Raw genomic sequence first — 24,412 nt, forward strand, 5'->3', positions numbered from 1 at the left:
TTGATTGCCCCAACCAATCATGTTACCGGTCACGTTAGCGGTCACTCGGAACGGATACGAAGGTGGACGATCCGGGAGATGCTGGGAGGGACACCGCGGCGGCCCGATGGCCGCACGGCGGGCAAGCAACAAAGACAAGCAACGAAGCAGGCAAGACATGAGCGTTCTTGCGGACAGCGTCGCCTGGATCACCGGCGGCGGCAGCGGAATCGGGGAGGCCGGCGCACGGGCGCTGGCGCAGGGCGGCGCCACCGTCGTCCTGTCCGGACGGCGCGAAGACGCGCTCGACCGCGTGGCGGAGTCCATCCGCAACGCCGGCGGCACGGCCGAGACCGCGGTCCTCGACGTGGCCGACGAGGCGGCGGTGCGGCGCGTGGCGGCGGCGATCCTCGACCGCCACGGGCGGATCGACACGCTGGTCGCCAGCGCCGGGATGAACCTGCCCAACCGCAGCTTCCGCGATCTCGGGACGGAGGGCTGGCGGCGGCTGGTCGACGTCAACCTCAACGGCACCATGCACGCCATCCAGGCGGCGCTGCCCGCCATGCGGGAGCGCCGGTCCGGCACCGTCATCATCGTGTCCTCCTGGGTCGGGCGGCACGCGCTCGTCCTCGGCGGACCCGGCTACAACGCGACGAAGCAGGCGCTGGTGACTCTGAGCCACAGCCTGAACATGGAGGAATGGCGCAACGGCCTGCGCTCCTGCGTGGTCATGCCGGGCGAGGTGGCGACCGACCTGCTGGGCCAGCGCCCCTCCCCGCCCCCGGCGGCGGAGATGGCGCGCCTGCTCCAGCCCGACGATCTGGGCCGCACCATCCGCTTCGTGGCCGAGATGCCGCCCCACGTCTGCGTCAACGAAATCCTCATCAGCCCCGTCTGGAACCGCGCCTTCTTCACCGAAGCCCCGGCGACCAACGGCTGACCGAATCCAACCTTCCGCCCCATCCTTCCGCCATGGCCGGCGGACCCACGGCAACAAGACCCGGACATCATGGACAAGAAACGCAACATCCTCAGCGGTTACCGTGTGCTCGACTGCTCCATCGCCATGGCCGGCCCGCTGGCGGCGCAGCGCCTGGGCGACCTCGGCGCCGACGTGGTGAAGGTGGAGCCGGTGACCGGCGAGTGGCAGCGCCACACCGCGGCGGGCGGCATCACCGGCAACAAGGTGAACGTCTCCTTCCTGTCGCTGAACCGGAACAAGCGCTCGCTCGCCGTCGACCTGAAGAACACCGAGGGCAAGGCCCTGCTGATGGAGCTGGTCAAGACCGCCGACGTGTTCCTCCAGAACTACCGGCCCGGCGTCGCCAAGCGGCTGGGCGTGGACTATGAATCGCTCTCCGCGGTCAACCCCCGCCTGATCTACCTGTCGATCTCCGGCTATGGCGAGACCGGCCCCTACGTCCAGCGTCCGGGCCAGGACCTGCTGTTGCAGGGCATGTCCGGCGCCATGCTGTCGGCGGGCCGCGAGGGCGAGGCCCCGACCCCTGCCGGCCAGTATCTGGTGGACGCGATCACCGGCTACACCGCCTTCGAAGGCGTGCTGGCCGCCCTGCTCCACCGCGAGCGCACCGGCGAGGGCCAGCTTGTCCAGGTCAACATGCTGGACGCCATCACGACGATCCAGATGCAGGAGCTGTCGGTCTTCACGGTCGGCGGCAAGCCGCAGACCCGCTCCGCCGAGCCGCACGCCCACGTCTACATCCGCGCCCCCTACGGCGCCTTCGCCACCAGCGACGGCTTCATCATCGTGGCTTTCCCGCCGCTGAAGCTGCTGGGCGAGCTGATCGGCGAACCGTCCTTCCTCGACATGGAGGACGAGACCGACAGCTGGTCGCGCCGCGACGAGATCTTCGCCAAGACCCGCGACCGGCTGACCGCGAAGACGTCCGCGGAGTGGCTGGAGCTGTTCAACGCCGCCGGGGTCTGGGCCGGGCCGGTCTACGGCTACGCCGACCTCGTGAACGACCCGCAGATCAAGCACAACGGCACCTTCGTCGAGTACGACCACCCGACCGAGGGCCGCGTCAAGACGCCGGGCTTCCCGATCAAGTTCTCCAAGACCCCGTCGGAGGTCGAGCGCGGCGCCCCCCTGACCGGCGAGCACACCCGTGAGGTGCTGGAAGCCGCCGGCTTCGCCGCCGAGGCCATCGACCGTCTGCTGGCCGCCGGCGTCGTCGCCGCCACCGAGCCGGAGGCGGAGGAAGAGGAGGTTCGGGCATGCGCTACCGCGCGCTGACCTGGGACCACCCGCGCGGCTACAACGCCTTGGCGGCAGCCGCCGCCGGGCTGGACGAGGAACGCGACGGGCTTGCCATCGACTGGGACAAGCAGCCGCTCGAAGGCTTCGAGGCCCATCCGATCAGCGACCTTTGCGCCCGCTACGACCTGATCGTGCTCGATCACCCCCATGTCGGGGAGGCCGTGGCGGAACGCGGCCTGATTCCGCTGGAGGACCTGTTCACCGCCGCGGACATCGCCGGCTGGCAGCGCGACAGCATCGGGCCGAGCCTCGCCAGCTACCGCTTCGCGGACCGGCACTGGGCGCTGCCGCTCGACGCGGCGACGCAGGTCATGGCCTGCCGCGCCGACCTTCTGGACGAGCCGATCCCGGTCACCTGGGCGGAGGTGGCGAGCCTGTCCGAACGGGCGCCGGTCGCCCTGTCGCTGGCCGGGCCGCACGCCTGCCTGACCTTCCTGTCCATGGCCACGGCCTTCGGCGATCCGCCCGCGGTGGCCGATCCCGACCGGCTGGTCTCGGCCGAGGTCGGGGAACGGGTGCTCGACCTCATGGCGACGCTGGCCGGGCGGATGCCGGCGGCGGTGCGCGGGCTGAACCCCATCGGGCTGCTCGGCCACATGGCCCGCATCGACAAGGTGGCGCTCTGCCCGCTGGTCTACGGTTACGTCAACTACGCGGCCCCCACCGCAGCGGGCGAGAAGCCGGTGACCTTCGCCGACGCGCCGCGTGCCACGGCGGACGGGCGTCCCGGCTCGACGCTGGGCGGCACCGGCATCGGCGTCTCCGTGCGCTGCGAGGTGACGCCCGCCCTGCTCGACCATCTGCGCTGGCTGCTCGGCGCCGAGGCGCAGCGGAGCTTCATCCCGGCCCACGACGGCCAGCCGAGCCGCCGCGACGCCTGGGCGGACACGGCGGTGAACGAACGCTGGGGCGGTTTCTACCGCAACACCGCCGCGACGCTTGAGGCCGCCTATGTCCGGCCGCGCCACGCCGGCTACATCGCTTTCCAGGCCGACGCCGCCGCGATGATCCGCGACGCGCTGGCCGACGGCACGCCGCACCCGGCGTTGCTCGACCGTCTGCAACACCGCTACGCCGCCAGCCGCCCGGTTGCTGGCACCGAACGATAAGGCCCATCCCATGGACTCGCTCAACACCCCCGATCCGGCGCTTGGCGCGGTCACCGTCACGGTGGACGGCTTCGTCGCCACCATCACGCTCGACCGCCCGCAGAAGCTGAACGCGGTGACCCCGGAGATGGCCGCGCAGCTGGTCGCCGCCGTGGCCCGCTGCAACGCCGACGACGACATCCGCTGCGTCGTGCTGACCGGCGCCGGGCCGCGCGCCTTCTGCTGCGGCTCCGACATCCGCGAGCTGGACCGCTACGACACCGCCTGGAACTTCCGCAACCGCGAAGACTATTGCGACGCCATCCGCGGCTTGCGCAAGCCCAGCATCGCCGCGGTCAACGGCTACGCCTTCGGCGGCGGGCTGGAAACGGCGATGAGCTGCGACATCCGCATCGCGTCGGAGAACGCGCAGTTCGGCGCGCCGGAGATCAAGCTCGGCTGGATCGGCGGCGGCGGCGTGGCGGCCTTCCTCTCGCACTCCATCGGCACCTCCAACGCCGCGATGATGATCCTGACCGGCGACCCGATCCCGGCGGACAAGGCACTGGCCTGGGGCCTCGTCAGCGAGGTGGTGCCCGCCGACCGACTGCTCGCCCGCGCGCAGGAGATCGCCGCCATCGTCGCCAGCCGTGCCCCCATCGCGGCGGAGACGGCGAAGCTGAACCTGAAGGCCGCCCACACCATGCCGGTGGAAAAGGCCATCGAGTACGAGCGCGACCTGCAGACCATCTGCTTCGCCACCGCGGACGCCGCCGAGGGGCGCGCCGCCTTCAAGGAAAAGCGCAGCCCGGTCTTCCGGCGCAAGTAACGACCCGGCGCAAGCAAGAGGAGAGGCACCCATGAGCAAGCGACCCCTTCCCCTCGACCCCGCCGCCGCCCTGCCGACGGACGAGGGCGCGCTCCTGGTCGGGCGCGCCTGGCGTCCCGGCGTCGGCCCCTCGGTCATCGCCGTGCGCGGCCGGGACGTGTTCGACATCACCAGCCGCGACGCGCCCACCGTGCGCGATCTGGTGGAGACCGGCGCCGCCGCAGCCATCGCCCGCGACCTGCCCGGCGAATGGATCGGCACCGCCGCCGCCATTCTCGCCAATTCCGACGAGGACCGGCGCGACCCGGAGCGGCCCTGGCTGCTGGCCCCCATCGACCTCCAGGCGGTGAAGGCGTCCGGCGTGACCTTCGTGGTCAGCCTGCTGGAGCGCGTCATCGAGGAGCAGGCGCGCGGCGCCCCGGAGAAGGCGCTGGCCATCCGTGCCGACATCGACGCGCTGATCGGGCGCGACCTGTCCAGCCTGAAGCCCGGCTCGCCGGAGGCCATGGAGGTCAAGAAGGCGCTGATCGCCCGCGGGGTGTGGTCGCAGTATCTGGAGGTCGGCATCGGCCCCGACGCCGAGATCTTCACCAAGGGCCAGCCGATGTCGGCGGTCGGCACCGGCGCCCACGTCGGCATCCCGCCCTATTCGGTGTGGAACAACCCGGAGCCGGAAATCGCCGTCCTGGCCTCCAGCCGCGGGGACATCGTCGGCGCCACGCTCGGCAACGACATGAACCTGCGCGACGTCGAGGGGCGCTCCGCCCTGCTGCTCGGCAAGGCCAAGGACAACAACGCCAGCGGCTCCATCGGCCCGTTCATCCGTCTGTTCGACGACCGCTTCACGCTCGACGGTGTGCGCAGCGCCGAGCTTGGGCTGGTGGTCGAGGGCAGCGACGGCTTCCGGCTGGAGGGCTCCAGCTCCATGTCGCAGATCAGCCGCGACCCGGTGGAGCTGGTGGAGGCCACCATCGGCGAGAACCACCAGTATCCGGACGGCTTCGTCCTGCTGCTCGGCACCATGTTCGCGCCGGTCGAGGACCGCGACCGTCCGGGCGAGGGCTTCACCCACAAGCTGGACGACGTGGTGACCATCACCGCCCCGGCGCTGGGCAGCCTGACCAACCGGGTCCGCCATTGCGCCGACTGCGCGCCCTGGGACTTCGGCGCCGCCGCGCTGATGCGGAACCTCGCGGGCCGCGGCCTGCTCGGCTGATGCCGCACCAAGACCGAGAGCAGCGAGAACAAGAAAGGACCCGCCCGTGACCCTCACCGGCATGATGCTGATCGGCGCCGAGAGCCACCGCGGCCGCAACGGCGAGATCCACGCCATCGACCCGTCCACCGGGGCAAAGCTGGAACCCGCCTTCGGCGGCGGCGGGACGGCGGAGGTGGACCGCGCCTGCCAGCTCGCCTGGGATGCCTTCGACCGCTTCCGCGAGACCGCGCCGGAGGACCGCGCCGTCTTTCTGGAGGCGGTCGCCCGCAACATCCTCGACCTCGGCGACGCTCTCATCGTCCGCGCCATGGCCGAAAGCGGCCTGCCGCGCGCCCGGCTGGAGGGGGAGCGGGGCCGCACCGTCGGCCAGCTCCGCCTGTTCGCCGCGGTGGTGCGGGAAGGAAGCTGGATCGGCGCCCGCATCGACCCGGCCCTGCCGGAGCGGGCGCCCCTGCCCCGCCCCGACCTGCGCCAGCGCCGCATCCCGCTCGGCCCGGTCGCGGTGTTCGGCGCCAGCAACTTCCCGCTGGCCTTCTCGGTGGCCGGGGGCGACACCGCGTCGGCCTTCGCCGCGGGTTGCCCTGTGGTGGTCAAGGCCCACTCCGCCCATCCCGGCACGTCGGAGCTGGTCGGCCGCGCCGTCCAGGCCGCCGTCGCCGAATGCGGCCTGCCGGAGGGCGTCTTCTCGCTGATCTTCGGCGCCGGCTCCTCGGTGGGCACGGCTCTGGTCGCCGACCCGCGCATCAAGGCGGTCGGCTTCACCGGGTCGCGCCGCGGCGGCGTGGCGCTGATGGAGGTGGCGGCCAAGCGCCCGGAACCGATCCCCGTCTACGCGGAGATGAGCAGCATCAACCCGGTCTTCCTGCTGCCGGCGGCGCTCGCCGCGCGGGCGGAGGCTCTGGGCCGGGGCTTCGTCGCCTCGCTGACCATGGGCGCCGGGCAGTTCTGCACCAACCCCGGCATCCTGCTGGCGGTGGACGGGCCGGACCTCGACCGCTTCGTGGCGGCCGCCGTGGAGGCGCTGGGCGGCAGCGCGGCGCCGACCATGCTGACGCCGGGCATCCACGCGGCCTTCGACGCCGGGGTGGCCGCCCTGGCCGGCAACGCCCTCGTGGCGACGCTGGCCCGCGGGCTGGACGGCGACGGCCCCAACCGGTGCCGGGCGGCGCTGTTCGCCACGACCGCCGACGCCTTCCTCGACGACCCGGCCCTGCGCGAGGAGGTGTTCGGCGCCGCCTCCCTGCTCATCCGTTGCCCGGATCTGGAGTCCTTGCGCGCGGTGGCGGAACGGCTGGACGGCCAGCTCACCGCGACCCTGCACATGGACGCGGCGGACACCGGAGCGGCGGCGGTCCTGCTGCCGACGCTGGAGCGCAAGGCCGGCCGCATCCTGGCCAACGGCTGGCCGACGGGCGTCGAGGTCTGCCACGCCATGGTGCATGGCGGGCCTTTCCCGGCCACGTCGGACGGCCGCACCACCTCGGTCGGCACGGCGGCCATCGAGAGGTTCTTGCGGCCCGTCTGCTACCAGGACATCCCGGCCGACCTGCTGCCGCAAGCCCTGCGCGACGGCAACCCGCTGGGGCTGTGGCGCCGGTTCGACGGAGCGTTGGGCCGGCACTGAACCCCGACCACCGGCCCGCATACTCTGGTATGGTTCCAGGATTGCGGGCCAAACCAACCAAAAAAGACAGTAAACGAACAAATTCAGAGGAGGACGCAGCATGAAGCCGTTTCTGAGCGCAATCACGGGCATCACCCCCCTTCTGGCCGGCGGGCTCGCCGCCGCCTTGGCGATGGGCACCGCCTCGGTCGCCCTGGCCCAGTCATCCGGAAAGACGGTGGTGACCTTCGCTGCGTCCCACTTCGCCGAGGTCGGCCGCGGCGATCGGCTGAAGGCCTGGGTGGAGACGTTCAACCAGTCCCAGCCCGACATCGAGGTGAAGCCGGTCACCATCCCCTTCTCCTCCTTCGCGACCACCATCTTCACGCAGATGGGCGGCAACGGCGGCCCCGACGTGATCCGCTTCGACCTGCCGGAGTTCTACGCCGCGGTGGCCGCCAAGTCGGTCCTGCCGATCGACGACATCGTGAAGGACGGCGCCCACAACTTCACCGCCGCCGACCAGTACATGAAGGTCGAGGGCAAGCGCTACGGCTTCGCCTTCGACACCGCCAACTACGCGATGGTCTACAACGCCGCGCTGCTGCCCAACGGCACGCCGCCCAAGACCTTCGAGGAGTTCGTGAAGCTCGGCAAGGAGGCGACGAAGGACGGCAACTACGGCTTCGCCTTCCGCGCCACGATGGCCGAGCGCGGCGGCGTCTGGTACGACCTGACCAACTTCGTCTACGGCTTCGGCGGGCGCTGGTCCAAGCCGGACGGCACGCCGACCTTCAACAGCCCGGAGGTCGTGGCGGGTGTCGCCGCCTACAAGACCGTCTACGACGCCGGCATGATCCCCAAGGGCACCGACGCCGCCACCTACCGGCGGATGTTCTGGGAAGGCAAGGTCGCCATGGAGATCGACAACGGCGGCGTCGCCACCATCCTGACCTCGCAGGGCAAGGCGCACCCCATCGCCGCCGCCCCGTCGCCCTTCCCGCACAAGGAGCAGGGCATGATCCTGGCTCCGGTGACCATCAACGCCAACACCAAGGTGAAGGACGCCGCCGGCAAGTTCCTGCAATGGGCGCTCCAGCCCCAGCAGCAGCAGGAACTCCAGACCCTGCTCGGCGCCGCCAACGTCGCGACGACGGTGGAGCGCACGCCGGAGGAGCTTCAGGCCATGCCCTGGCTGAAGGTCTACGACGCGCAGACCCCGAACAGCGTGCCGGCCCTGCCGCAGGGGCTTGAGACCAAGGCGCCGGAGATCCAGCAGATCATCGTCCAGCAGCTCCTCAAGGTGCTCCAGGGCGGCGTCGCCCCGCAGACCGCCATGGACGAGGCGCAGCGCCTGATCACCGCCCGCGTGCTCGCCCAGAAGTAACGCCCGCACAATTCCAGGGCGATCGCATTCGACATCCTTTTAGCCCTCTCCCCCCTGGGGAGAGGGTGGCCCGAAGGGCCGGTGAGGGGGTTGCGCATAACCGTACGTTCGGCAAAAGCGCAACCCCCTCACCCTAACCCTCTCCCCGGAGGGGAGAGGGAATGTTCGGAAGCGATCGCCGTGGTCCCAACTCCGGATACCGCATCATGATGAGCAGGACCGTGAGCCAGCCCAGGGCCGCCGCGCGGCGCGCGCCGATCGACCATGGCCGCTGGGTTCCCGCACTCTTCGTCGCCCCGGTGGCGCTCTACCTCCTGGTCTTCCAGGGCTACCCGCTGGTGCAGGAATTCCTGCTCAGCGTCACCTCCACCTCGCTGCTCTCGCCGGGCCAGCAGACCTACGTCGGGCTGGACAATTACCGCGAGCTCGTCTTCGACCCGGAGTTCCATCAGGTCCTGCGCGTCACCGCGGTCTACACGCTGGTCTGCGTGGTCGCCTCCATCGGGCTCGGCCTGCTGGCGGCGCTGCTGCTCGACGGCACCTTCCGGGGGCGCGGCATCGCCCGCGCGCTGGTCACCATTCCGTGGGCCGCCCCGCCGGTCGCCGCGGCGCTGATCTTCGTGTGGATGTTCAACGCGCAGTACGGCCTGTTCAGCCATCTCGCCCAGTTCCTGGGCTTCGCCGAGGGCGGGGTGAACTGGCTGGACGAGCCGTCCTTCGCCCTGCCGGCCATCCTCATCACCACGATCTGGCAGATCTTCCCCTTCTCCTCCGTGGTCATCCTGGCCGCCCTCCAGGGCGTGCCGTCGGAGCTGCGCGAGGCGGCGGTGATCGACGGGGCTGACCGGCTCAGCATCTTCCGCGCCGTCACCTGGCCGACCATCCGCCCGTCGGTGGCGCTCCTCACTCTGCTCATTACGGTGTGGTCGCTGCGCCGCTTCGACGTGATCTGGCTGATGACCCAGGGCGGCCCGCTGGGCGAGACCAACACGCTGGTCATCGACCTCTACCGCCGCGCCTTCGTCTATCTCGACCTCGGCCGCGCGGCGGCGGTCGGCATCATCGGGCTGGTCGTCGCGATCCTGGTGACGCTGGTCTATTTCTGGCTGTCGACGCGGGCGGAAAAGGCCGCCGGGAAACGGTGATCTCATGAAACACAATTCCACGGCCCGCACGCTCGCCGTCCTGGTCCTCCTCGGGGTGGCGGCCTTCCCGCTCTACTGGATGCTGGTGACCTCGCTCACCCCGTCGGAGCGGCTGTTCGACGACAGGCCGAACCTGCTGCCGACGCTGTCGCAGATCGGCACCTACGCCGCCGCCTTCACCGAGACCTCGCTGCGCCAATGGCTGATCAACAGCCTCATCGTCGCGGTCGGCACGACGGTGCTGAGCATCCTTTTGTCGGTGCTGCCGGCCTACGCGCTGTCGCGGCTGACCTTCAACGGCAAGCTGCTGCTCGGCTTCGCGCTGTTCATGACGCAGATGCTGCCGGAAGCGATGCTGGTGGTGCCGCTCTACGACATCTTCACCAAGCTGTCGCTGCTCAACACGCTGCTCGGCCTGATCCTGGCCAACACGGCCTTCACGGTGCCGGTGGTGACCTGGATCCTGAAGGGCGCCATCGACGGCGTGCCGTCGGAGATCGAGGAGGCCGCAAGGGTGGACGGCTGCTCCCGCCTCGGCATCGTGCTGGCGGTGGTGGTCCCGCTGATCGCGCCGACGCTGGCGGCGGCGGCGGTGATCGCCTTCTTCCACGGCTGGAACGAATATGTCTTCGCCCAGACCTTCATCAGCGACGACGCCCTGCGCACCGCCTCGGTCGGCCTCGCCAGCTTCGTGGGCGAGCTGAGCACGCCGGTGCACACGGTCATGGCGGTCGGCTTCATCTACACGCTGCCGGCGGTCGTCTTCTACCTGTTCGTCCAACGCTACGTGGTCGCCGGCATGACGACCGGCGGCGTCAAGGGCTGACCGTGGGCCGATCCCGCCCCCCTTGCACCGACACGCCCGAGAGATAAAAGGGAAAAGCCCATGGCTATCAAACTGCAGAACGTCACGAAGTCCTTCGGTTCCCTGACCGTGATCGACAACGTGAGCCTGGAGGCCGGCGACGACGAATTCCTGGTGCTGCTCGGCCCGTCGGGCTGCGGCAAGTCCACCATCCTGCGCATGATCGCGGGGCTTGAGACGGTGACCAGCGGCGAGATCCATCTCGGCGGCAAGCGGGTGGACGAGCTGCCGCCCAGCGACCGCGACATGGCCTTCGTCTTCCAGTCCTACGCGCTCTACCCGCACATGACGGTGCGCCGGAACATCGCCTTCCCGCTGATCATGCGGCAGTTCCGCTGGTGGTTCCACGTCCCGTTCATCGGCGACTATTTCAAGCGCCGCATCGAGAACTCGCCGGAGGTGCGCGAGCTGGTGGAGCGCACCGCCGACACACTGGCCCTGACCAAGGTGCTGGACCGTCACCCGCGCACCCTGTCGGGCGGCCAGCGCCAGCGCGTGGCGCTCGGCCGCGCCATGGTGCGCGAGCCGTCGGCCTTCCTGATGGACGAGCCGCTGTCGAACCTCGACGCCAAACTGCGCACCGCCATGCGGGCGGAGATCACCCAGCTCCACCAGCGGGTCGGCGGCAACTTCGTCTACGTCACCCACGACCAGATCGAGGCGATGACCATGGGCACCCGCATCGCGCTGATGCGCGACGGGCACCTCCAGCAGTACGGCACCCCGCGCGAGATCTACGAGAAGCCGGCCAACACCTACGTCGCCCGCTTCATCGGCACGCCGCCGATGAACCTGATCGACGCCGAGGTCGAGGGCATGACCGTGCGCATCGGCAACAGCGTCCTGCCGCTGCCGGACAAGGCGGAGCGCCCGGGCGGCGGCAGCCGCATGAAGGTGTGGCTGGGCCTGCGCCCCGGCGCGCTCGCCATCGTGCCGCCGGGCCAGGGCAAGAGCCTGCCGGGCACCGTCACCCTGGTCGAGCATGTGGGGGCGGAATCGCTGATCTCGGTGAAGCTGTCCGGCGTCCACACCGCCCACGACGACGACGGCGGCCTGACCGACGAGGTAATGGTGTCCGTCCCCGGCTACAGTGAGCTGCGCGTCGGCGAGGCGGTCGGCATCGACTGCCTGCTGAAGGACTTCTCCCTGTTCGAGAAGGACAGCGGCCTCCGCGTCGGCGGACGGGCCGCGGAGGATTTCCTGGCCGGCGGACGCGTCGGCACCATCCGGACGGCCTCCTGACGCGATCCTTACGGACGGCGCCGCCTCTGCATCCCCAGGTGGATCGACAGAGGCGGCGCTGTTCCCGAGCACTACTTTTCAGAAAGGCACCTTCCTCTCTTTCACAACCGAAGTCTCAAATGTATCAATAATCGACAATTTGCTTCCGCATGAGCCAAAATTCATGCAGTAACCATCCCCGCCCTGCGGGGATTTCGCTGTCGCATGACCACCGATCCAAGAAGAATTAACTTCCGGTTGGCCAAAAGACCGGCAGCGTTCAGAATTTCTTTAACAAATCACTTTGTTATTGGCCTTCCCGATACGCGACCGCCGCGATGGCGAGAGGGCCACTATGCCGGACACCCTGGACGCCACCGCCCCGCTCCTGACCATCCCCGATGCCCTGGCGTCCGAAGCGGCGGCGGTGTTGCTGGGCGGCGACCCCGCCGCGCTGAAGGCCGTGCAGGAGAAGCTGGCGGCGGCGCTGACCGGACAGGGCTTGCCGGAAGGCGCCGCGGGCAGCGTGGCGGACGGCTGGATGCGCGACGTCGCGGCGGGGGTCGGCGCCAGCGCCACGCCCGACGACGCGATCGCCCAGGCGAGCCGGATCGCCGCCGGCACCGCGGCGCGCATGGCGGAAGCCGCCCAGGAAACCGCAGCACTGACCGGGGAGCAGCGCTTGGCCGTCGCTCTGGCCCAGGGACAGGGAATCGGGCCGGGCAGCGCGAACGATTCCAAGACGGCGTCCGACCTGTCGGCGGCGCTGTTCAGCGGGGTGATGGACCCGGCGGCCCGCCCTGCGGGCGCCGCCGACCCGATCGCCGCCCTGTCGCAGGCTCTGACCGCTCCACCCACCGCCCCGGCGATGCCGGACGCCGTTCCCGTCTCGCCGTCCGACAAGCTCGCCGCGGCGCTCGCCTCCGGCGTGGGGGTGCAGGACGCGGTGACGGCGCTCGGCCCCGCTCCGGGCGGCCACTTCGCCGAAGCGCTGGAACACGCCCTGTCCAGCGGCGCCGACGCCGCCGGCGCCATTGCCGAGGCTCAGGCGTTGAGCGCCGCCGGCGCGGTCCAGACCAAGTCCGTCGCGGTCGAACAGACCGACGGCGCGCGCCTGCTCGGCGCCCTCGCCGCCGGAAAGACGGACGGCGCAAGCAGCGCATTGGCCGGCAACCCCGCCTTCACCAGCGTCCTGAACGACGCGCTGGCGCAGGGCACGCAACCCGACGCGGCGCTCGGCGCCTCGACCCGGGCGCAGACGGACATGGCGGCCCGGCAGGAGGCCGCCGCCGTTCCGGCGAAGCCGGCGGACGCGCTGGTCGCCTCGCTGTCGTCCGGCCAGAATGTGGCGGCCACCGTCAAGACCTTCGCCGCCGCCGCCGGGCTCGACGGCGCGGCGGCCGGTGGCTTCGGTGAGGCTCTGGGGCGGGCCCTGTCCAGCGGTCAGGAAATGTCCGGCGCGCTGGGGTCGGCGCAGCAGACCGTGTCCACCGCGCTGGCCCTGTCCGCCGAAACCGCGAAGGGCGTCAAGAGCGACGGGCTGATCGCGGCGCTCGCCAGCGGGCAGAACGTCCAGCAGGCGGTGCAGGCGCTCGGCGGGTCCGGCGCCGCCTTCAACGCCGCGCTCGGGCAGGCGCTGGCGGATGGGCGTGCCCCCGGATCGGCGCTCGCCGCCGCCCGCCAGACGGCGGAGACGGTGCAGCAGAACGCCCAGGGCAGCGAAGTTCCCGTGTCCCCCGAAAACAAGGCGCTGGCCGATCTCGCCAACCCGCCGCCCGCGGGAGAGGCGCCCAAGGACGGCGCCAAAGGAGACGGCGACAAGGGCGGCGACAAGGGCGGCGGGGAGAAAACCGCCGAGCAGGTTGCCGAAGCCCCGGCCGAGGGCAAGGAGGGCGGCAAGGAAGAGGGCCGCGAGAAGGACGGCGCCAAAGAGGAAGGCACCAAGGAGGACGGGGCCAAGGAGGACGCGAAGGGCGAAGCCGCCGACAAGACCGCCGACGCGTCCTCGGCGGAGGGCGAGGCGTCTCCGGCCGCGGCCAAATCCAGCATGGGAAGCGAACCCGCGCTGAAGCCGATCAGCTTCGACGCGGCCGGAACCGCCAAGAGCGCCGACACCGCCGCGCCGAGCGTCACCGCCCCCGCGCCCATCACCAGCGCCCCGCCCGCCGCCCCGGCGGTCACCAAGGCGCTGACCAGCGACCCCTTCGCCGTCGCCGCGCAGATCCAGCAGCAGGTGGCCCGCGCCATCGAGGCGGCCGCCGCTACCCAGCCCGCGACGGTGCCGCCGGTGGCGGCCCCCACCCTCTCGACCGGCTTCGACGCGGCGGCCTTCGCGAAGGCCCTGGCGATCGCCGAGGGCACCGCGGCCCCGGCCGGTTTCGCCGTCTTCCACCTGATCGAGGCGATGTTCCGGCCCGGCGAGGCCGGCAGCCGCGTGATCGGCGTCGCCGTGGTGGCGAACCCGGACTCCCCGTTCGGCGTCTGGCAGTACAGCGTGGACGGCAGCCTGTGGCTGGCGGTGGGCACGGTCGGCGACGGCTCGGCGCTCGTGCTTCCGGACAGCGCCCTGCTGCGCTTCCTGCCGGCCGCCAACTGGAACGGCACCGCACCGTCGCTCGGGCTGCGGGCGGTGAACGGCGAATGGGCCGAGGGCTTCAGCGGCGCCGAGCACCGGTTGTTCACGCTGACCGGCGTCGGCGGCACCACCCCGCTGTCGGGGGACGTCGCACCGCTGACGCTGGAGGTGAGCCCGGTGAACGGCGCCCCGGTGGCGACCGGCGCACAAGCGGTCCTGACCCCCACCACCGAAGACAGCGCCGACCCGGCGGGCGCCGGCGTCGCGTCGCTGTTCGGCGGCCTGTTCTCCGACCCCACCGACGCGGTGTTCGGCTCCGCCGGCAACGGCTTTGCCGGTGTGGCGGTGGTCGGCAACGCGGCGACCGCCGCCCAGGGGCAATGGCAGTACTGGACCGGCACCGCCTGGAGCGCCGTGGGAACGGTGTCGGACGGCAACGCCCTGCTGCTGGCCGCCGATGCCAAGCTGCGCTTCGTTCCCGCCGCCGACTGGAACGGCGTGCCGCCGAGCCTGACGGTTCGCCTGATCGACGATTCACAAGGGGCCGTGACCAGCGGCGAGCGGGCGGATGTGACGGGTGCCGGCGGCGACAGCCGCTACAGCGCCGGGACCATCGCGCTTGATACAGCGGTCAACGCGGTCAACGATGCCCCCGTCGCCACCGGCACGGTGGCCACCCTGCCGACCATCGCCGAGGACACCGCCAACCCATCCGGAGCCACCGTCTCCACCTTGTTCGGTCACCTGTTCTCCGATGCTGCTGACGCGGTGAGCGGCGGATCGGCGGCCAACGGCTTCGCCGGCGTGGTGGTGGTCGGCAACGCCGCCACGGCGACGCAAGGCGCGTGGCAATATTGGACGGGCACGGCCTGGGCCGACATCGGCGCGGCGAGCGACGCCAACGGGCTGCTGCTGGGCGCCAACACGGCGCTGCGCTTCGTTCCCGCCGCCAACTGGAACGGCACCACGCCCGCCTTGACCGTCCGGCTGGTCGAGAACAGCGGCATACCGCTGATCACCGGAAACCGCATCGACCTGACCGGCGGCGTCGGCGGCAGCACGGTCTACAGCGCCGGGACCATCGCGCTGACCGGAACCGTTACCCCGGTCAACGACGCACCGGTCGTCACCGGAACGACCGCCACCCTGCCGACCATTGCGGAAGACGCCACCGACCCGGCGGGCGCCACGGTCACCAGCCTGTTCGGTCACCTGTTCTCCGACCCGGCGGACGCCGTGGCGGGCGGCTCCGCCGCGGACGGTTTCGCCGGCATCGCCATTGTCGGCAACGCGGCGACCGCGCAGGGTGCTTGGCAGTATTGGACCGGCACGGCCTGGGCCGCCGTGGGGGTGGTGTCGGACGGCAACGCCTTGCTGCTGTCCGCTGATGCCAAGCTGCGTTTCCTGCCCGCCGCCAATTGGAACGGCGTACCCCCCAGCCTGACGGCTCGCCTGATCGACGACTCGCAAGGGCCGGTCACCAGCGGCGAGCGGGCGGACGTGAGGGGCGCCGGCGGCGACAGCCGCTACAGCCTCGGCACCATCGCCCTGACCACCGCCGTCAGCGCGGTCAACGACGCTCCGGTGGCGACGGGCACGACGGCGACCCTGCCGACCATCGCCGAGGACACGACCAACCCGGCGGGAGCCACCGTATCCGCCCTGTTCGGTCACCTGTTCTCCGATGCTGCCGACGCGGTGAGCGGCGGATCGGCGGCCAATGGCTTCGCCGGCGTGGTGGTGGTCGGCAACGCCGCCACCGTGGGGCAAGGAACGTGGCAGTACTGGACGGGCACCGCCTGGGCCGGCATCGGCGCGGCGAGCGACGCCAACGGGCTGCTGCTGGGCGCCAACACGGCGCTGCGCTTCGTTCCCGCCACCAACTGGAACGGCACCACACCCACCCTGACCGTCCGGCTGGTCGAGGATGGCGCCGCGCCGCTGATCACCGGCAACCGCGTCGACCTGACCGGTGGCGTCGGCGGCAGCACCATCTACAGCGCGGGGACCATCGCGCTGACCGGAACCGTCACCCCGGTCAACGACGCGCCGATCGCCACCGGGACGACCGCCACCCTGCCGACCATCGCGGAAGACACCGCCAATCCGGCGGGCGCCACGGTCTCCAGCCTGTTCGCCCACCTGTTCTCCGACCCGGCGGACGCCGTGAGCGGCGGGTCCGCCGCCAACGGCTTCGCCGGGATCGCCATCGTCGGCAACGCGGCGACCTCGCAAGGCGTGTGGCAATACTGGACCGGCACGGGCTGGACCGCCGTGGGGGCGGCCTCGGACGGCAACGCCCTGCTGCTGGCCGCCAACACGGCGTTGCGCTTCGTTCCCGCGGCCAACTGGAACGGCACCACCCCGGCTTTGACCGTCCGGCTGATCGACGACTCCCAAGGGGCCGTGACCAGCGGCGGGCGGGTCGCCCTGGCGAGCGTGGGCGGCGACAGCCGCTACAGCGCCGGCACCGTCGCCCTGACCACCTCGGTCACTCCCGTCAACGACGCCCCCGTGGCGACGGGCACGGCGGCCACGCTGCCGACCATCGCCGAGGACACCGCCAACCCGGCGGGCACCACCGTCGCCAGCCTGTTCGGTCCCCTGTTCTCCGACGCCGCCGACGCGGTGAGCGGCGGGTCGACGGCCGACACGCTGGCCGGCGTGGTGGTGGTCGGCAACGCCGCCGTCGCGGCGCAAGGGGCGTGGCAGTACTGGACCGGGGCGGCCTGGGTCGACATCGGCGCGGTCAGCGGCGGCAACGGTCTGCTGCTGGCCGCCAACACGGCGCTGCGCTTCGTTCCCGCCGCCAACTGGAACGGCACCACGCCCGCCCTGACCGTCCGGCTGGTCGACACGTCGCACGGCCCGATCGCCAGCGGCGCACGGGTCGACGCGACGAGCGTCGGCGGCAGCACCGCCTACAGCCTCGGCACCATTGCGCTGACGGGCACCGTCATTCCGGTCAACGACGCCCCGGTGGCGACGGGCACGACGGCCACCCTGCCGACCATCGCCGAGGACACCGCCAACCCCGCGGGCACCAGCGTCACCGCCCTGTTCGCCCACCTGTTCTCCGACCCGGCGGACGCCGTGGCGGGCGGCTCCTCCGCCAACGGCTTCGCCGGCGTCGCCATCGTCGGCAACGCGGCGACCGCCGGGCAGGGCGTCTGGCAGTACTGGTCGGGCTTCGCCTGGATCACCGTGGGCGCGGTGGCGGAAGGCTCGGCCCTGGTCGTCGCCGCCGACACGGCGCTGCGCTTCCTTCCCGCCGCCGACTGGAATGGCACCACCCCGGCCCTGACCGTCCGGCTGATCGAGGACGGCGGCGCCCCCGTCGTCACCGGCGGCCGCGTGGACCTGACGTCCGGCGTCGGCGGCAGCACCGTCTACAGCGCCGACACCATCGCCCTGACCGGAACCGTCACCCCCGTCAACGACGCGCCGCAGATCACCGCCGGCACGACGACGCTGGCGACGATGAAGGGCGTGGCGGTGGCGGTCACCGGCCTGTCGGTGTCAGATGTCGATGCCGGCGCGCTGCCGATGCTGGTCACGCTGACCGCCGGCCACGGCACGCTGACCCTGGCCAGCGCCGGGTGGGACGCCGTCATCACCGGCAATGGAACGGACAGCGTCACCATCCGCGCGACGCTCGCCACCATCAACGGGCTGCTCGGCGCCGCCAACGGGCTCCTCTACACGGCCAGTTCCTACACCGGGGCAGACGCCATCCGGATCGTCGTGAACGATCTCGGCAACGGCGGGGCCGGCGGGCCGCTGACCGCGACCGCCACCATCGGCGTCACCGTGGCGCCGCCGAACGCCTCCCCCGTTCTGATCGACACCAACCTCGACGTGGCCGTGGCGGCGGAGGCCCTGGCCGCCCCCACCGCGGGCACGGTCGGTTTCGCGGTGTCCAAGCTGGTTGGGTTGAACGGCAGCGGCCCCGCCAACGTCATCGACACGGACGCCGGGGCCGTCGTCGGCATCGCCCTGACCGGCACCAACGAGAGTTATGGCCGCTGGTGGTTCTCCACCGACAACGGCGCCAGCTGGAGCCTCGTCGGCGCGGTCAACGACAGCGATTCCGCCCTTCTGCTGCGCGCCACCGACCGGCTCTATTTCCAGCCCAACGCCGCGGTGCCAGCGACCGTCAACGGCGCCCTGAGCATCCGGGCCTGGGACCAGACCACCGGCAGCGCCGGCTCCAAGACCGCCGTCACCCTCGGCGACGGCAGCGCCTTCTCCGCCGCGACGGACACCGTCACCCTGCATCCCGGCGTGCTGATCCCCAACGGCACCTTCGACAAGGGGCTGACCGGCTGGAGCTACACCGGCGGCGCTACGGTGGGTGCTACGGGCGACGGGCATGAGGGCACCCTGACCTCCGCGGCCGGCCGGTCGCCGACGCAGCTCGAGGACTTCCTCGGCCTCGCCCACGGCTCCATCGCCGCGGCGACCGGGACCATTCCGTCCTTCGGCAACGCGATGAAACTGGCCACCACCGTCACGGTGACGAAGGACACGACGCTGACCTTCGACTGGACCTTCATCTTCTCCGACCCCGGCTATCACGACTTCGCCTTCGTCAGCGTCAACGGCGTGGTCACGCTGCTCGCCAAGGAGGCGAGCGCCAGCGGCAAGTTCAGCGTGGTGATCCCGGCCAACACCACCCTGTCGCTGGGCTTCGGCACCTCCGACACCAGCGACAACAGCGTCAACCCGATCCTGCGCATTGACAACGTCAAGCTGACCACCGTCGCCAGCGACCCCATCGTGCTGGACATGGCCGGCGACGGGCTGGCCCTGCGGTCGCTGACCGATGGCGTCCTGTTCGACGTCAGCGGCGACGGCGTGGCCGACCGGACCGGCTGGGTCGGCAAGGGCAACGCCCTGCTGGTGCGCGACGACAACCACAACGGGCAGATCGACGACGGGCGCGAGCTGGTGTCGGAACATTTCGGAGCCGGCTCGAACGGTGGCGGCTTCAACAGCAGCCTGGACGCGCTCGCCTCGCTCGACAGCAACCACGACGGGCGCATCGACGCCGCGGACGAGAGCTTCGCCACGCTCCAGGTCTGGCAGGACGCCGACGGCGACGGGGTGAGCCAGCCGGGCGAGCTGCGCACGCTGGCCGACGCCGGAATCCTGTCCATCGCCACCACGGCCACCCCGACCGGCACGACGCTGGCCGGCAACCACATCCTCGGCACCACCAGCATGACCATGGCCGACGGCAACAGCCGCGTGGTGGCCGGCGTCGCCTTCGACGCGCAGGCCACCGTCGCGGCGCAGCTGCACAGCCAGCCGCTGGCCGCGTCGCCATCTCCGTCGTCTCAGGCCGATCATGGGCGCTTCGACTACGCGGCACTTCTCTCCTCCGGCCTGGGCCTGCCGGACACCGTTCCGGTTGTGCAAAACAGTCTTGATGCGCACAGCGGAGACTGGGCGATGGCGCTTCACACCGCGGACACACACCACGCCACAACCCATGCATCGACGATTGTGCCGGTCGCAGAAAATTCATGAGCGACTGACAGAATTCGACGCATTTTTAGGTATTTGGATACTGTTTTGTCCTAAATGAGTATGAGAGTTCTCGACTAAGATCATCATCGCTGTAGGTCGAACGGCCTAAACATGCGGCGATCTCCAGGACCCTCATGCACAAGTTTTGTCTTATCGCCACGGTTGCGCTTCCGCTCCTGACCGGGGCGCCACAATCTCTAGTTGCAGCACCGCGCGACGAGGTGGTGGCGTTGATCGGCAAGGCGACGGAGACCCACGACCGCCTGCGCGGGGCGGAGGCCGCCGCCGACGGGGCCCGCAACGCCCTGCGGATCAGCCATGGCGGCTGGTTCCCGACGCTGAGCCTGTCGGCCAACGGCGGACGCGAGAGCACGACCAAGCCGGCGGGCCTGCCCAACACGGACATGAACGCCTCGCAGTTTTCGGCGCGGGCGACGCAGCTGATCTGGGACTTCGACGCGACCAACGCCGACATCCGGCGCGCCCAGGTGACGCTGGTCCGCGCCGACATCGCGGTGGAGCGCACCCGGCAGGAGCTGCTGGTGGAGGGCCTCACCGCCTACGCCAGCCTCGTCCGCGCCCACCAATTGCTCGCCTTCGCGCGCCAGTCCGAAGACAACATCCGCCGCCAGACCGGGCTTGAGGAGGTGCGGCTTCAGGAGGGCTTCGGCTTCTCCACCGACGTTCTCCAGGCCAAGAGCCAGCTCGCCGGCGCCCAGGCGCGCCGCGTCGCGGCGGAAGAGGCGACGCAGAACGCGCAGAGCCGCTTCCAGGCCTTCTTCGGCCACGTCCCCTTCCAGGTCAGCAACGCCCAGGTCCTGGCGATGACGCGCGCCGGCCTGCCCGTCTCGATGGACGCGGCGATGGAGGAGGCGCGCCGCCACAACCCGCGCCTTCAGGAGTTGGCCCTGACCACCGCGGCGGCGCAGGAGGCGGTGACCTCGGTGCGCGGTCGCACGCTCTACCCGCGGATCGACGGCTTCGTGGAACACAACATCAAGCGCGACGTCGCCGGCCAGTCCGGGCGGCAGAACGAGCTGCTGTTCAAGCTCCAGGTCACCTTCTCGCTGAACACCGGCCTGACCGCGCTCAACAGCATCCGTCTGGCCGAGGCCGACCTGCGGGCCGCCGACGCCACCTGGGCCGATCAGGAGCGCACGGTGCTGGAGACCGTCCGCAACAGCTGGAACCGGCTGGAGAGCGCCCGCGCCCAAGTGCAGTTGCTGAACGATCAGGCGAGCCTCGCCGCCGGCTTCCTCGACGTGGCGCGGTCGGAGCGCGAGCTGGGCACCCGGTCGCTGATCGACATCCTGTCGGGCGAGACGACGCTGATCAACGCGCGCAGCGACGCCGCGGCGGCGGAGACGGAACTGGTGCTGGCCGGCTACCGGCTGCTCGCCGCCATGGGCCGGCTGAACGCCACCGACATCCAGACCAAGCCGATGCCGAAGCTGACCGCGCCGGGCCGCGGCGCTTTCCGCGACCAGGGCGGGCGCGATCCGGGCCAACGCGATCCAGGCCGCCGCGGCACGGGAGACCAGCGATGAGCGGCGGCGCCATCGGTCTGCTGGTGCTGCGGCTGCGCGCCAACCTGCGGCTGACCGCCCGCGTCTTCGCGGCGTCGCTGGCGGCGAACCTGCTGGGGCTGGCCTCCTCCTTCTACACGATGCTGGTGCTGAACCGCTACGTGACGCACGGCGTCGACTCCACGCTGGCAGCGCTGACCGTCGGCGTCGTGCTGTCCATCGCCTTCGAGCATCTGTTCCGCCACGTCCGGCTGGGCATCGCCGGGCGCATCGGTCGCGCCGAGCACGAGCGTCTGACCACCGGGGCCTTCGGCATCCTGATGACCGCGCGCAGCGGCGCCGGATCGGCTGAGGGCGACGCGGCGCGGCGCGAGGCGCTGCGGGCGCCGGAGCAGATCGACTCCGCGCTCGGTTCCGCCAATCTGGCGACTCTGTTCGACCTGCCCTTCGCGCTCGGCTTCATCCTCGTGGTGGCGCTGATCTCCTGGCCGCTGGCGGCGATCTGCCTCGTCTTCACGCTGCTGGCCATCGCCGCCGGGCTGCTCGCCCAGGCGGACATGCGCGCGGTCGGGCGCGACCTCGCCCAGGCCGGCGCCGACGCCCAGGGGCTGGTCACCACCGCCATCGTCGGGTGCGACGCGGTCGCCCTGTTCGGCGGCGCCAAGCCGCTGCTCGGCGACTGGCAGCGCGCCGCCAAGGCCCTGCGCGTGGTCCGCGAGCGCATGTCGATGCGCCAGGGCCGCGCCCAGTCGGCGGCGCAGAGCCTCCAGGCCCTCCAGGGCGTGGCGGTGATCGCCACCGGCGCCGTCCTGGTGGTGCGCGGCGAGCTGGACGTCGGGTCGCTGATCGGCATCAACCTGCTGGTCGGCCGCGCGCTGGCCCCCTTCACCCGGCTGGCCCAGATCGGCGAGTCCCTGGCGATGGCGCGGCAGGCGCAGGCGCGGCTGGAGCAGTTCGCCCGCACCGCGGTCGAGCCGACCGGCGGCACCAGCCTGCCCCGCTACGCCGGCACGCTGGAGCTGCGCGACCTGACCTTCACCCCGCCGGGCGGCGTCACGCCGCTGCTGCGCCGTCTCAACCTGTCGGTGCCCGCCGGCAACATCCTGGTGCTGAAGGGCCGCAACGGCTCGGGCAAATCGACGCTGATCCGCCTGATCGCCGGTCTGGCCGACCCGCAGGAGGGCGCGGTGCTGGCCGACGGGGTGGACATCCGCAAATTCGCCCCCTCCTGGTGGCGCCAGCAGATCGGGCTGCTGCCGCAGGAGCCGGTCTTCCTCAACCGCACGATCCGCGAGAACCTGCTGCTCGCCAACCCGCGCCTGTCGGAGACGGAGCTGCACGCCACCCTGCACCGCGCCGGGGCCGACCGCACGGTGGCCGACTGCGCCCAGGGCCTCGACACGCCGCTGCGCAACTTCGGCCACGAGCTGCCGACCGGCCATCGCCGCCGGCTGGCGCTGGCCCGCGCCCTGGCGGTCGGCGGCCGGCTGATCCTGCTCGACGAGCCGACCGACGGGCTGGACTCCGAAGGCACCGCCACCGTCTACCGCACGCTGATCGAGCTGGCGCGGAGCGGCCACACGGTGATCATCGCCTCCCACGACCCGCGCATCCTCCAGGGCGCCTCGCTGGTGCTCGACCTCGACCAACCGAACGGCGCGGCGCCGAACAGCGATTCAATGGCCCGCGAGCCGGCGGGGCTGGTGACGCCATGAAGCCGCTTCCCCTCCTCACCCGCAAGCCCGCCGCCGCCACCGCGCCCGTGCCGCCCGCGATTCCGACCAGCATCCCAGCCGCCCTCCCGGCCGCCCTGCTGGGAACACAGGCCGCGGACACGGAAAGCCGCTTCGGCGACGGCCTGTTCGCGGTCAGCATCGCCGCTTTCCTCGCGGCACTCGGCTGGGCGGCCATCGCCGAGCTGAACGTCTCCAGCAGCGCCCCCGGCGACGTGGTGCCGCTGTCCTACAACCAGTCGGTCCAGCATTTCGAAGGCGGCATCGTCCGCGACATCCTGGTGCAGGAAGGCGATTCGGTCACCGCCGGCCAAGCGCTGGTCGAGCTGGACCAGACCAAGATCCGCGCCGACCTGGAGGAGCTGAAGCTGCGCCTCGGCTCGCTGTCCGCCGACACCGCACGGCTGGAGGCGGAGGTCGGGCGCCGCGAGGCCATAACCTTCCCCGAGCGGCTGCTGCGCGAGCGGCCCGATCTGGTGGCGCAGACCCGCGACCTGTTCCGCGCCCGCCGCGACCGGCTGGCCTCCGACCTCGACATCCAACGCCAGGACATCGCCCAGCGCGAGCAGCAGGTGGCCGCCGTGCGGGCGCGCATCGGCGGCTCCCAGGTGGCGCAGGGGCTGATCCGCGAGCAGCTCTCCATCAGCGAGACCCTGCTGAAGCGCGAGATCACCAACCGCATGAAGCACCTGGAACTGCTGCGCGACGACGCTCGCGTCAGCAGCGCCATCGCCGAGGACCGCGCCACACTGGCCCAGGCCGAGGCGGCGCTGGCCGAGGCGCGCAGCAAGCTGGTGTGGATCGGCCGCAAGTACGAGGAAGAGAGCCGCAACGCCCTCGACGAGGCCCGCCGCAACCACGACGAACTGTCGCAGCGCCTGACCCGCTACCAGGACAGCCTGGACCGCAGCAGCCTGCGAGCGCCCATGGACGGCATCGTCAAGACGCTGGCCGTCTCCACCAAGGGCGCCGTGGTCAAGGCCGGCGAGACGGTGGTGGAGCTGGTGCCGCGCGACGGCAAGCTGGTGGTGGACGCCCGCCTGCCGGTGCAGGACATCGGCTATGTCCGCCCCGACCAGCCGGTTGTGGTGACGCTCGCCGGCGGCGACGCCTCGCGCTTCGGCCACATCGAGGGGCGGGTGCGGACGATCAGCCCGGACACGCTGCTCGACGCCAACAAGCAGTCCTACTACAAGGTCCGCGTCGAGCTGCCGGTGACCCGTTTCGACTACGGCGGCAAGACCTACGAGCTGTTCCCCGGCGTCCGCGTGACCTGCAGCATCCTAACCGGGCGGCGCACCATCCTCGACTATGTGTTCTCGCCGGTCCTCAACGGCCTCCAGCACGCGATGCAGGAGCAATGAGGATGGCCGGACTGATTGCTATTTCCCCTCTCCCCTCCGGGGAGAGGATCAGGGTGAGCGGG

At 71.2% G+C, this 24,412-nt stretch carries 14 protein-coding genes; all 14 read left to right on the forward strand.

What is annotated here, in order from left to right:
* Positions 1-157 precede the first annotated feature (157 nt).
* The 14 genes from Sp245p_RS19430 to Sp245p_RS19495 all read left to right on the forward strand — a co-directional run bounded on the left by Sp245p_RS19430 (position 158) and on the right by Sp245p_RS19495 (position 24,350).
* Positions 158-922 carry an SDR family oxidoreductase gene (locus tag Sp245p_RS19430; protein ID WP_109138773.1) on the forward strand — a complete coding sequence of 255 codons (765 nt, stop codon included), beginning with the start codon at positions 158-160 and terminating at the stop codon, positions 920-922.
* 69 nt (positions 923-991) lie between these two features.
* Complete coding sequence (locus Sp245p_RS19435) at positions 992-2,239, forward strand: CaiB/BaiF CoA transferase family protein (protein WP_014197898.1); 1,248 nt, start codon at positions 992-994, stop codon at positions 2,237-2,239.
* Complete coding sequence (locus Sp245p_RS19440) at positions 2,221-3,372, forward strand: ABC transporter substrate-binding protein (protein WP_014197899.1); 1,152 nt, start codon at positions 2,221-2,223, stop codon at positions 3,370-3,372. Before Sp245p_RS19435 ends, Sp245p_RS19440 begins: the two co-directional genes overlap by 19 nt.
* A 10-nt stretch (positions 3,373-3,382) precedes the next feature.
* The gene (locus Sp245p_RS19445) at positions 3,383-4,180 is read left to right on the forward strand and encodes an enoyl-CoA hydratase/isomerase family protein (RefSeq protein WP_014197900.1); all 798 of its coding nucleotides are present in this window, start codon (positions 3,383-3,385) and stop codon (positions 4,178-4,180) included.
* Positions 4,181-4,211: 31 nt separating this feature from the next.
* A complete protein-coding gene (locus Sp245p_RS19450; RefSeq protein ID WP_014197901.1) occupies positions 4,212-5,396 on the forward strand; it encodes a fumarylacetoacetate hydrolase family protein in 1,185 nt (394 codons plus the stop codon).
* A 46-nt stretch (positions 5,397-5,442) separates the two neighbouring features.
* Positions 5,443-7,023, forward strand: a complete 1,581-nt coding sequence (locus Sp245p_RS19455) for an aldehyde dehydrogenase (NADP(+)) (RefSeq protein ID WP_014197902.1) — start codon at positions 5,443-5,445, stop codon at positions 7,021-7,023.
* A 100-nt stretch (positions 7,024-7,123) separates the two neighbouring features.
* Complete coding sequence (locus Sp245p_RS19460) at positions 7,124-8,389, forward strand: ABC transporter substrate-binding protein (RefSeq protein ID WP_014197903.1); 1,266 nt, start codon at positions 7,124-7,126, stop codon at positions 8,387-8,389.
* Between the two features lie 206 nt (positions 8,390-8,595).
* A complete protein-coding gene (locus Sp245p_RS19465; protein WP_145626999.1) occupies positions 8,596-9,534 on the forward strand; it encodes a carbohydrate ABC transporter permease in 939 nt (312 codons plus the stop codon).
* Positions 9,535-9,538: 4 nt separating this feature from the next.
* The gene (locus tag Sp245p_RS19470) at positions 9,539-10,360 is read left to right on the forward strand and encodes a carbohydrate ABC transporter permease (protein ID WP_014197905.1); all 822 of its coding nucleotides are present in this window, start codon (positions 9,539-9,541) and stop codon (positions 10,358-10,360) included.
* 60 nt (positions 10,361-10,420) lie between these two features.
* Positions 10,421-11,641 (forward strand): ABC transporter ATP-binding protein, encoded by a 1,221-nt coding sequence (locus Sp245p_RS19475; protein WP_014197906.1) that lies wholly within the window; start codon positions 10,421-10,423, stop codon positions 11,639-11,641.
* A 334-nt stretch (positions 11,642-11,975) separates the two neighbouring features.
* On the forward strand, positions 11,976-19,727 hold the full coding sequence (locus Sp245p_RS35410; protein ID WP_186466859.1) for a hypothetical protein: 7,752 nt from the start codon (positions 11,976-11,978) through the stop codon (positions 19,725-19,727).
* 224 nt (positions 19,728-19,951) lie between these two features.
* Positions 19,952-21,274, forward strand: a complete 1,323-nt coding sequence (locus Sp245p_RS19485) for a TolC family protein (RefSeq protein WP_158310416.1) — start codon at positions 19,952-19,954, stop codon at positions 21,272-21,274.
* On the forward strand, positions 21,271-22,968 hold the full coding sequence (locus Sp245p_RS19490) for an ATP-binding cassette domain-containing protein (protein ID WP_109138775.1): 1,698 nt from the start codon (positions 21,271-21,273) through the stop codon (positions 22,966-22,968). Before Sp245p_RS19485 ends, Sp245p_RS19490 begins: the two co-directional genes overlap by 4 nt.
* Positions 22,965-24,350, forward strand: coding sequence for an HlyD family type I secretion periplasmic adaptor subunit (locus tag Sp245p_RS19495; protein ID WP_014197912.1), 1,386 nt, complete (start codon positions 22,965-22,967; stop codon positions 24,348-24,350). The genes Sp245p_RS19490 and Sp245p_RS19495 overlap by 4 nt, the downstream gene beginning before the upstream one ends.
* Positions 24,351-24,412 lie beyond the last annotated feature (62 nt).

Origin of the sequence: Azospirillum baldaniorum, from assembly GCF_003119195.2 — a bacterium.
In the GTDB taxonomy this organism is placed as follows: domain Bacteria; phylum Pseudomonadota; class Alphaproteobacteria; order Azospirillales; family Azospirillaceae; genus Azospirillum; species Azospirillum baldaniorum.

Coding starts and splice junctions, on each gene's coding strand:
- Sp245p_RS19430 (WP_109138773.1), top strand. CDS start 158: ATGAGCGTTCTTGCGGACAGCGTCGCCTGGATCACCGGCGGCGGCAGC.
- Sp245p_RS19435 (WP_014197898.1), top strand. CDS start 992: ATGGACAAGAAACGCAACATCCTCAGCGGTTACCGTGTGCTCGACTGC.
- Sp245p_RS19440 (WP_014197899.1), top strand. CDS start 2,221: ATGCGCTACCGCGCGCTGACCTGGGACCACCCGCGCGGCTACAACGCC.
- Sp245p_RS19445 (WP_014197900.1), top strand. CDS start 3,383: ATGGACTCGCTCAACACCCCCGATCCGGCGCTTGGCGCGGTCACCGTC.
- Sp245p_RS19450 (WP_014197901.1), top strand. CDS start 4,212: ATGAGCAAGCGACCCCTTCCCCTCGACCCCGCCGCCGCCCTGCCGACG.
- Sp245p_RS19460 (WP_014197903.1), top strand. CDS start 7,124: ATGAAGCCGTTTCTGAGCGCAATCACGGGCATCACCCCCCTTCTGGCC.
- Sp245p_RS19465 (WP_145626999.1), top strand. CDS start 8,596: ATGATGAGCAGGACCGTGAGCCAGCCCAGGGCCGCCGCGCGGCGCGCG.
- Sp245p_RS19470 (WP_014197905.1), top strand. CDS start 9,539: ATGAAACACAATTCCACGGCCCGCACGCTCGCCGTCCTGGTCCTCCTC.
- Sp245p_RS19475 (WP_014197906.1), top strand. CDS start 10,421: ATGGCTATCAAACTGCAGAACGTCACGAAGTCCTTCGGTTCCCTGACC.
- Sp245p_RS35410 (WP_186466859.1), top strand. CDS start 11,976: ATGCCGGACACCCTGGACGCCACCGCCCCGCTCCTGACCATCCCCGAT.
- Sp245p_RS19490 (WP_109138775.1), top strand. CDS start 21,271: ATGAGCGGCGGCGCCATCGGTCTGCTGGTGCTGCGGCTGCGCGCCAAC.
- Sp245p_RS19495 (WP_014197912.1), top strand. CDS start 22,965: ATGAAGCCGCTTCCCCTCCTCACCCGCAAGCCCGCCGCCGCCACCGCG.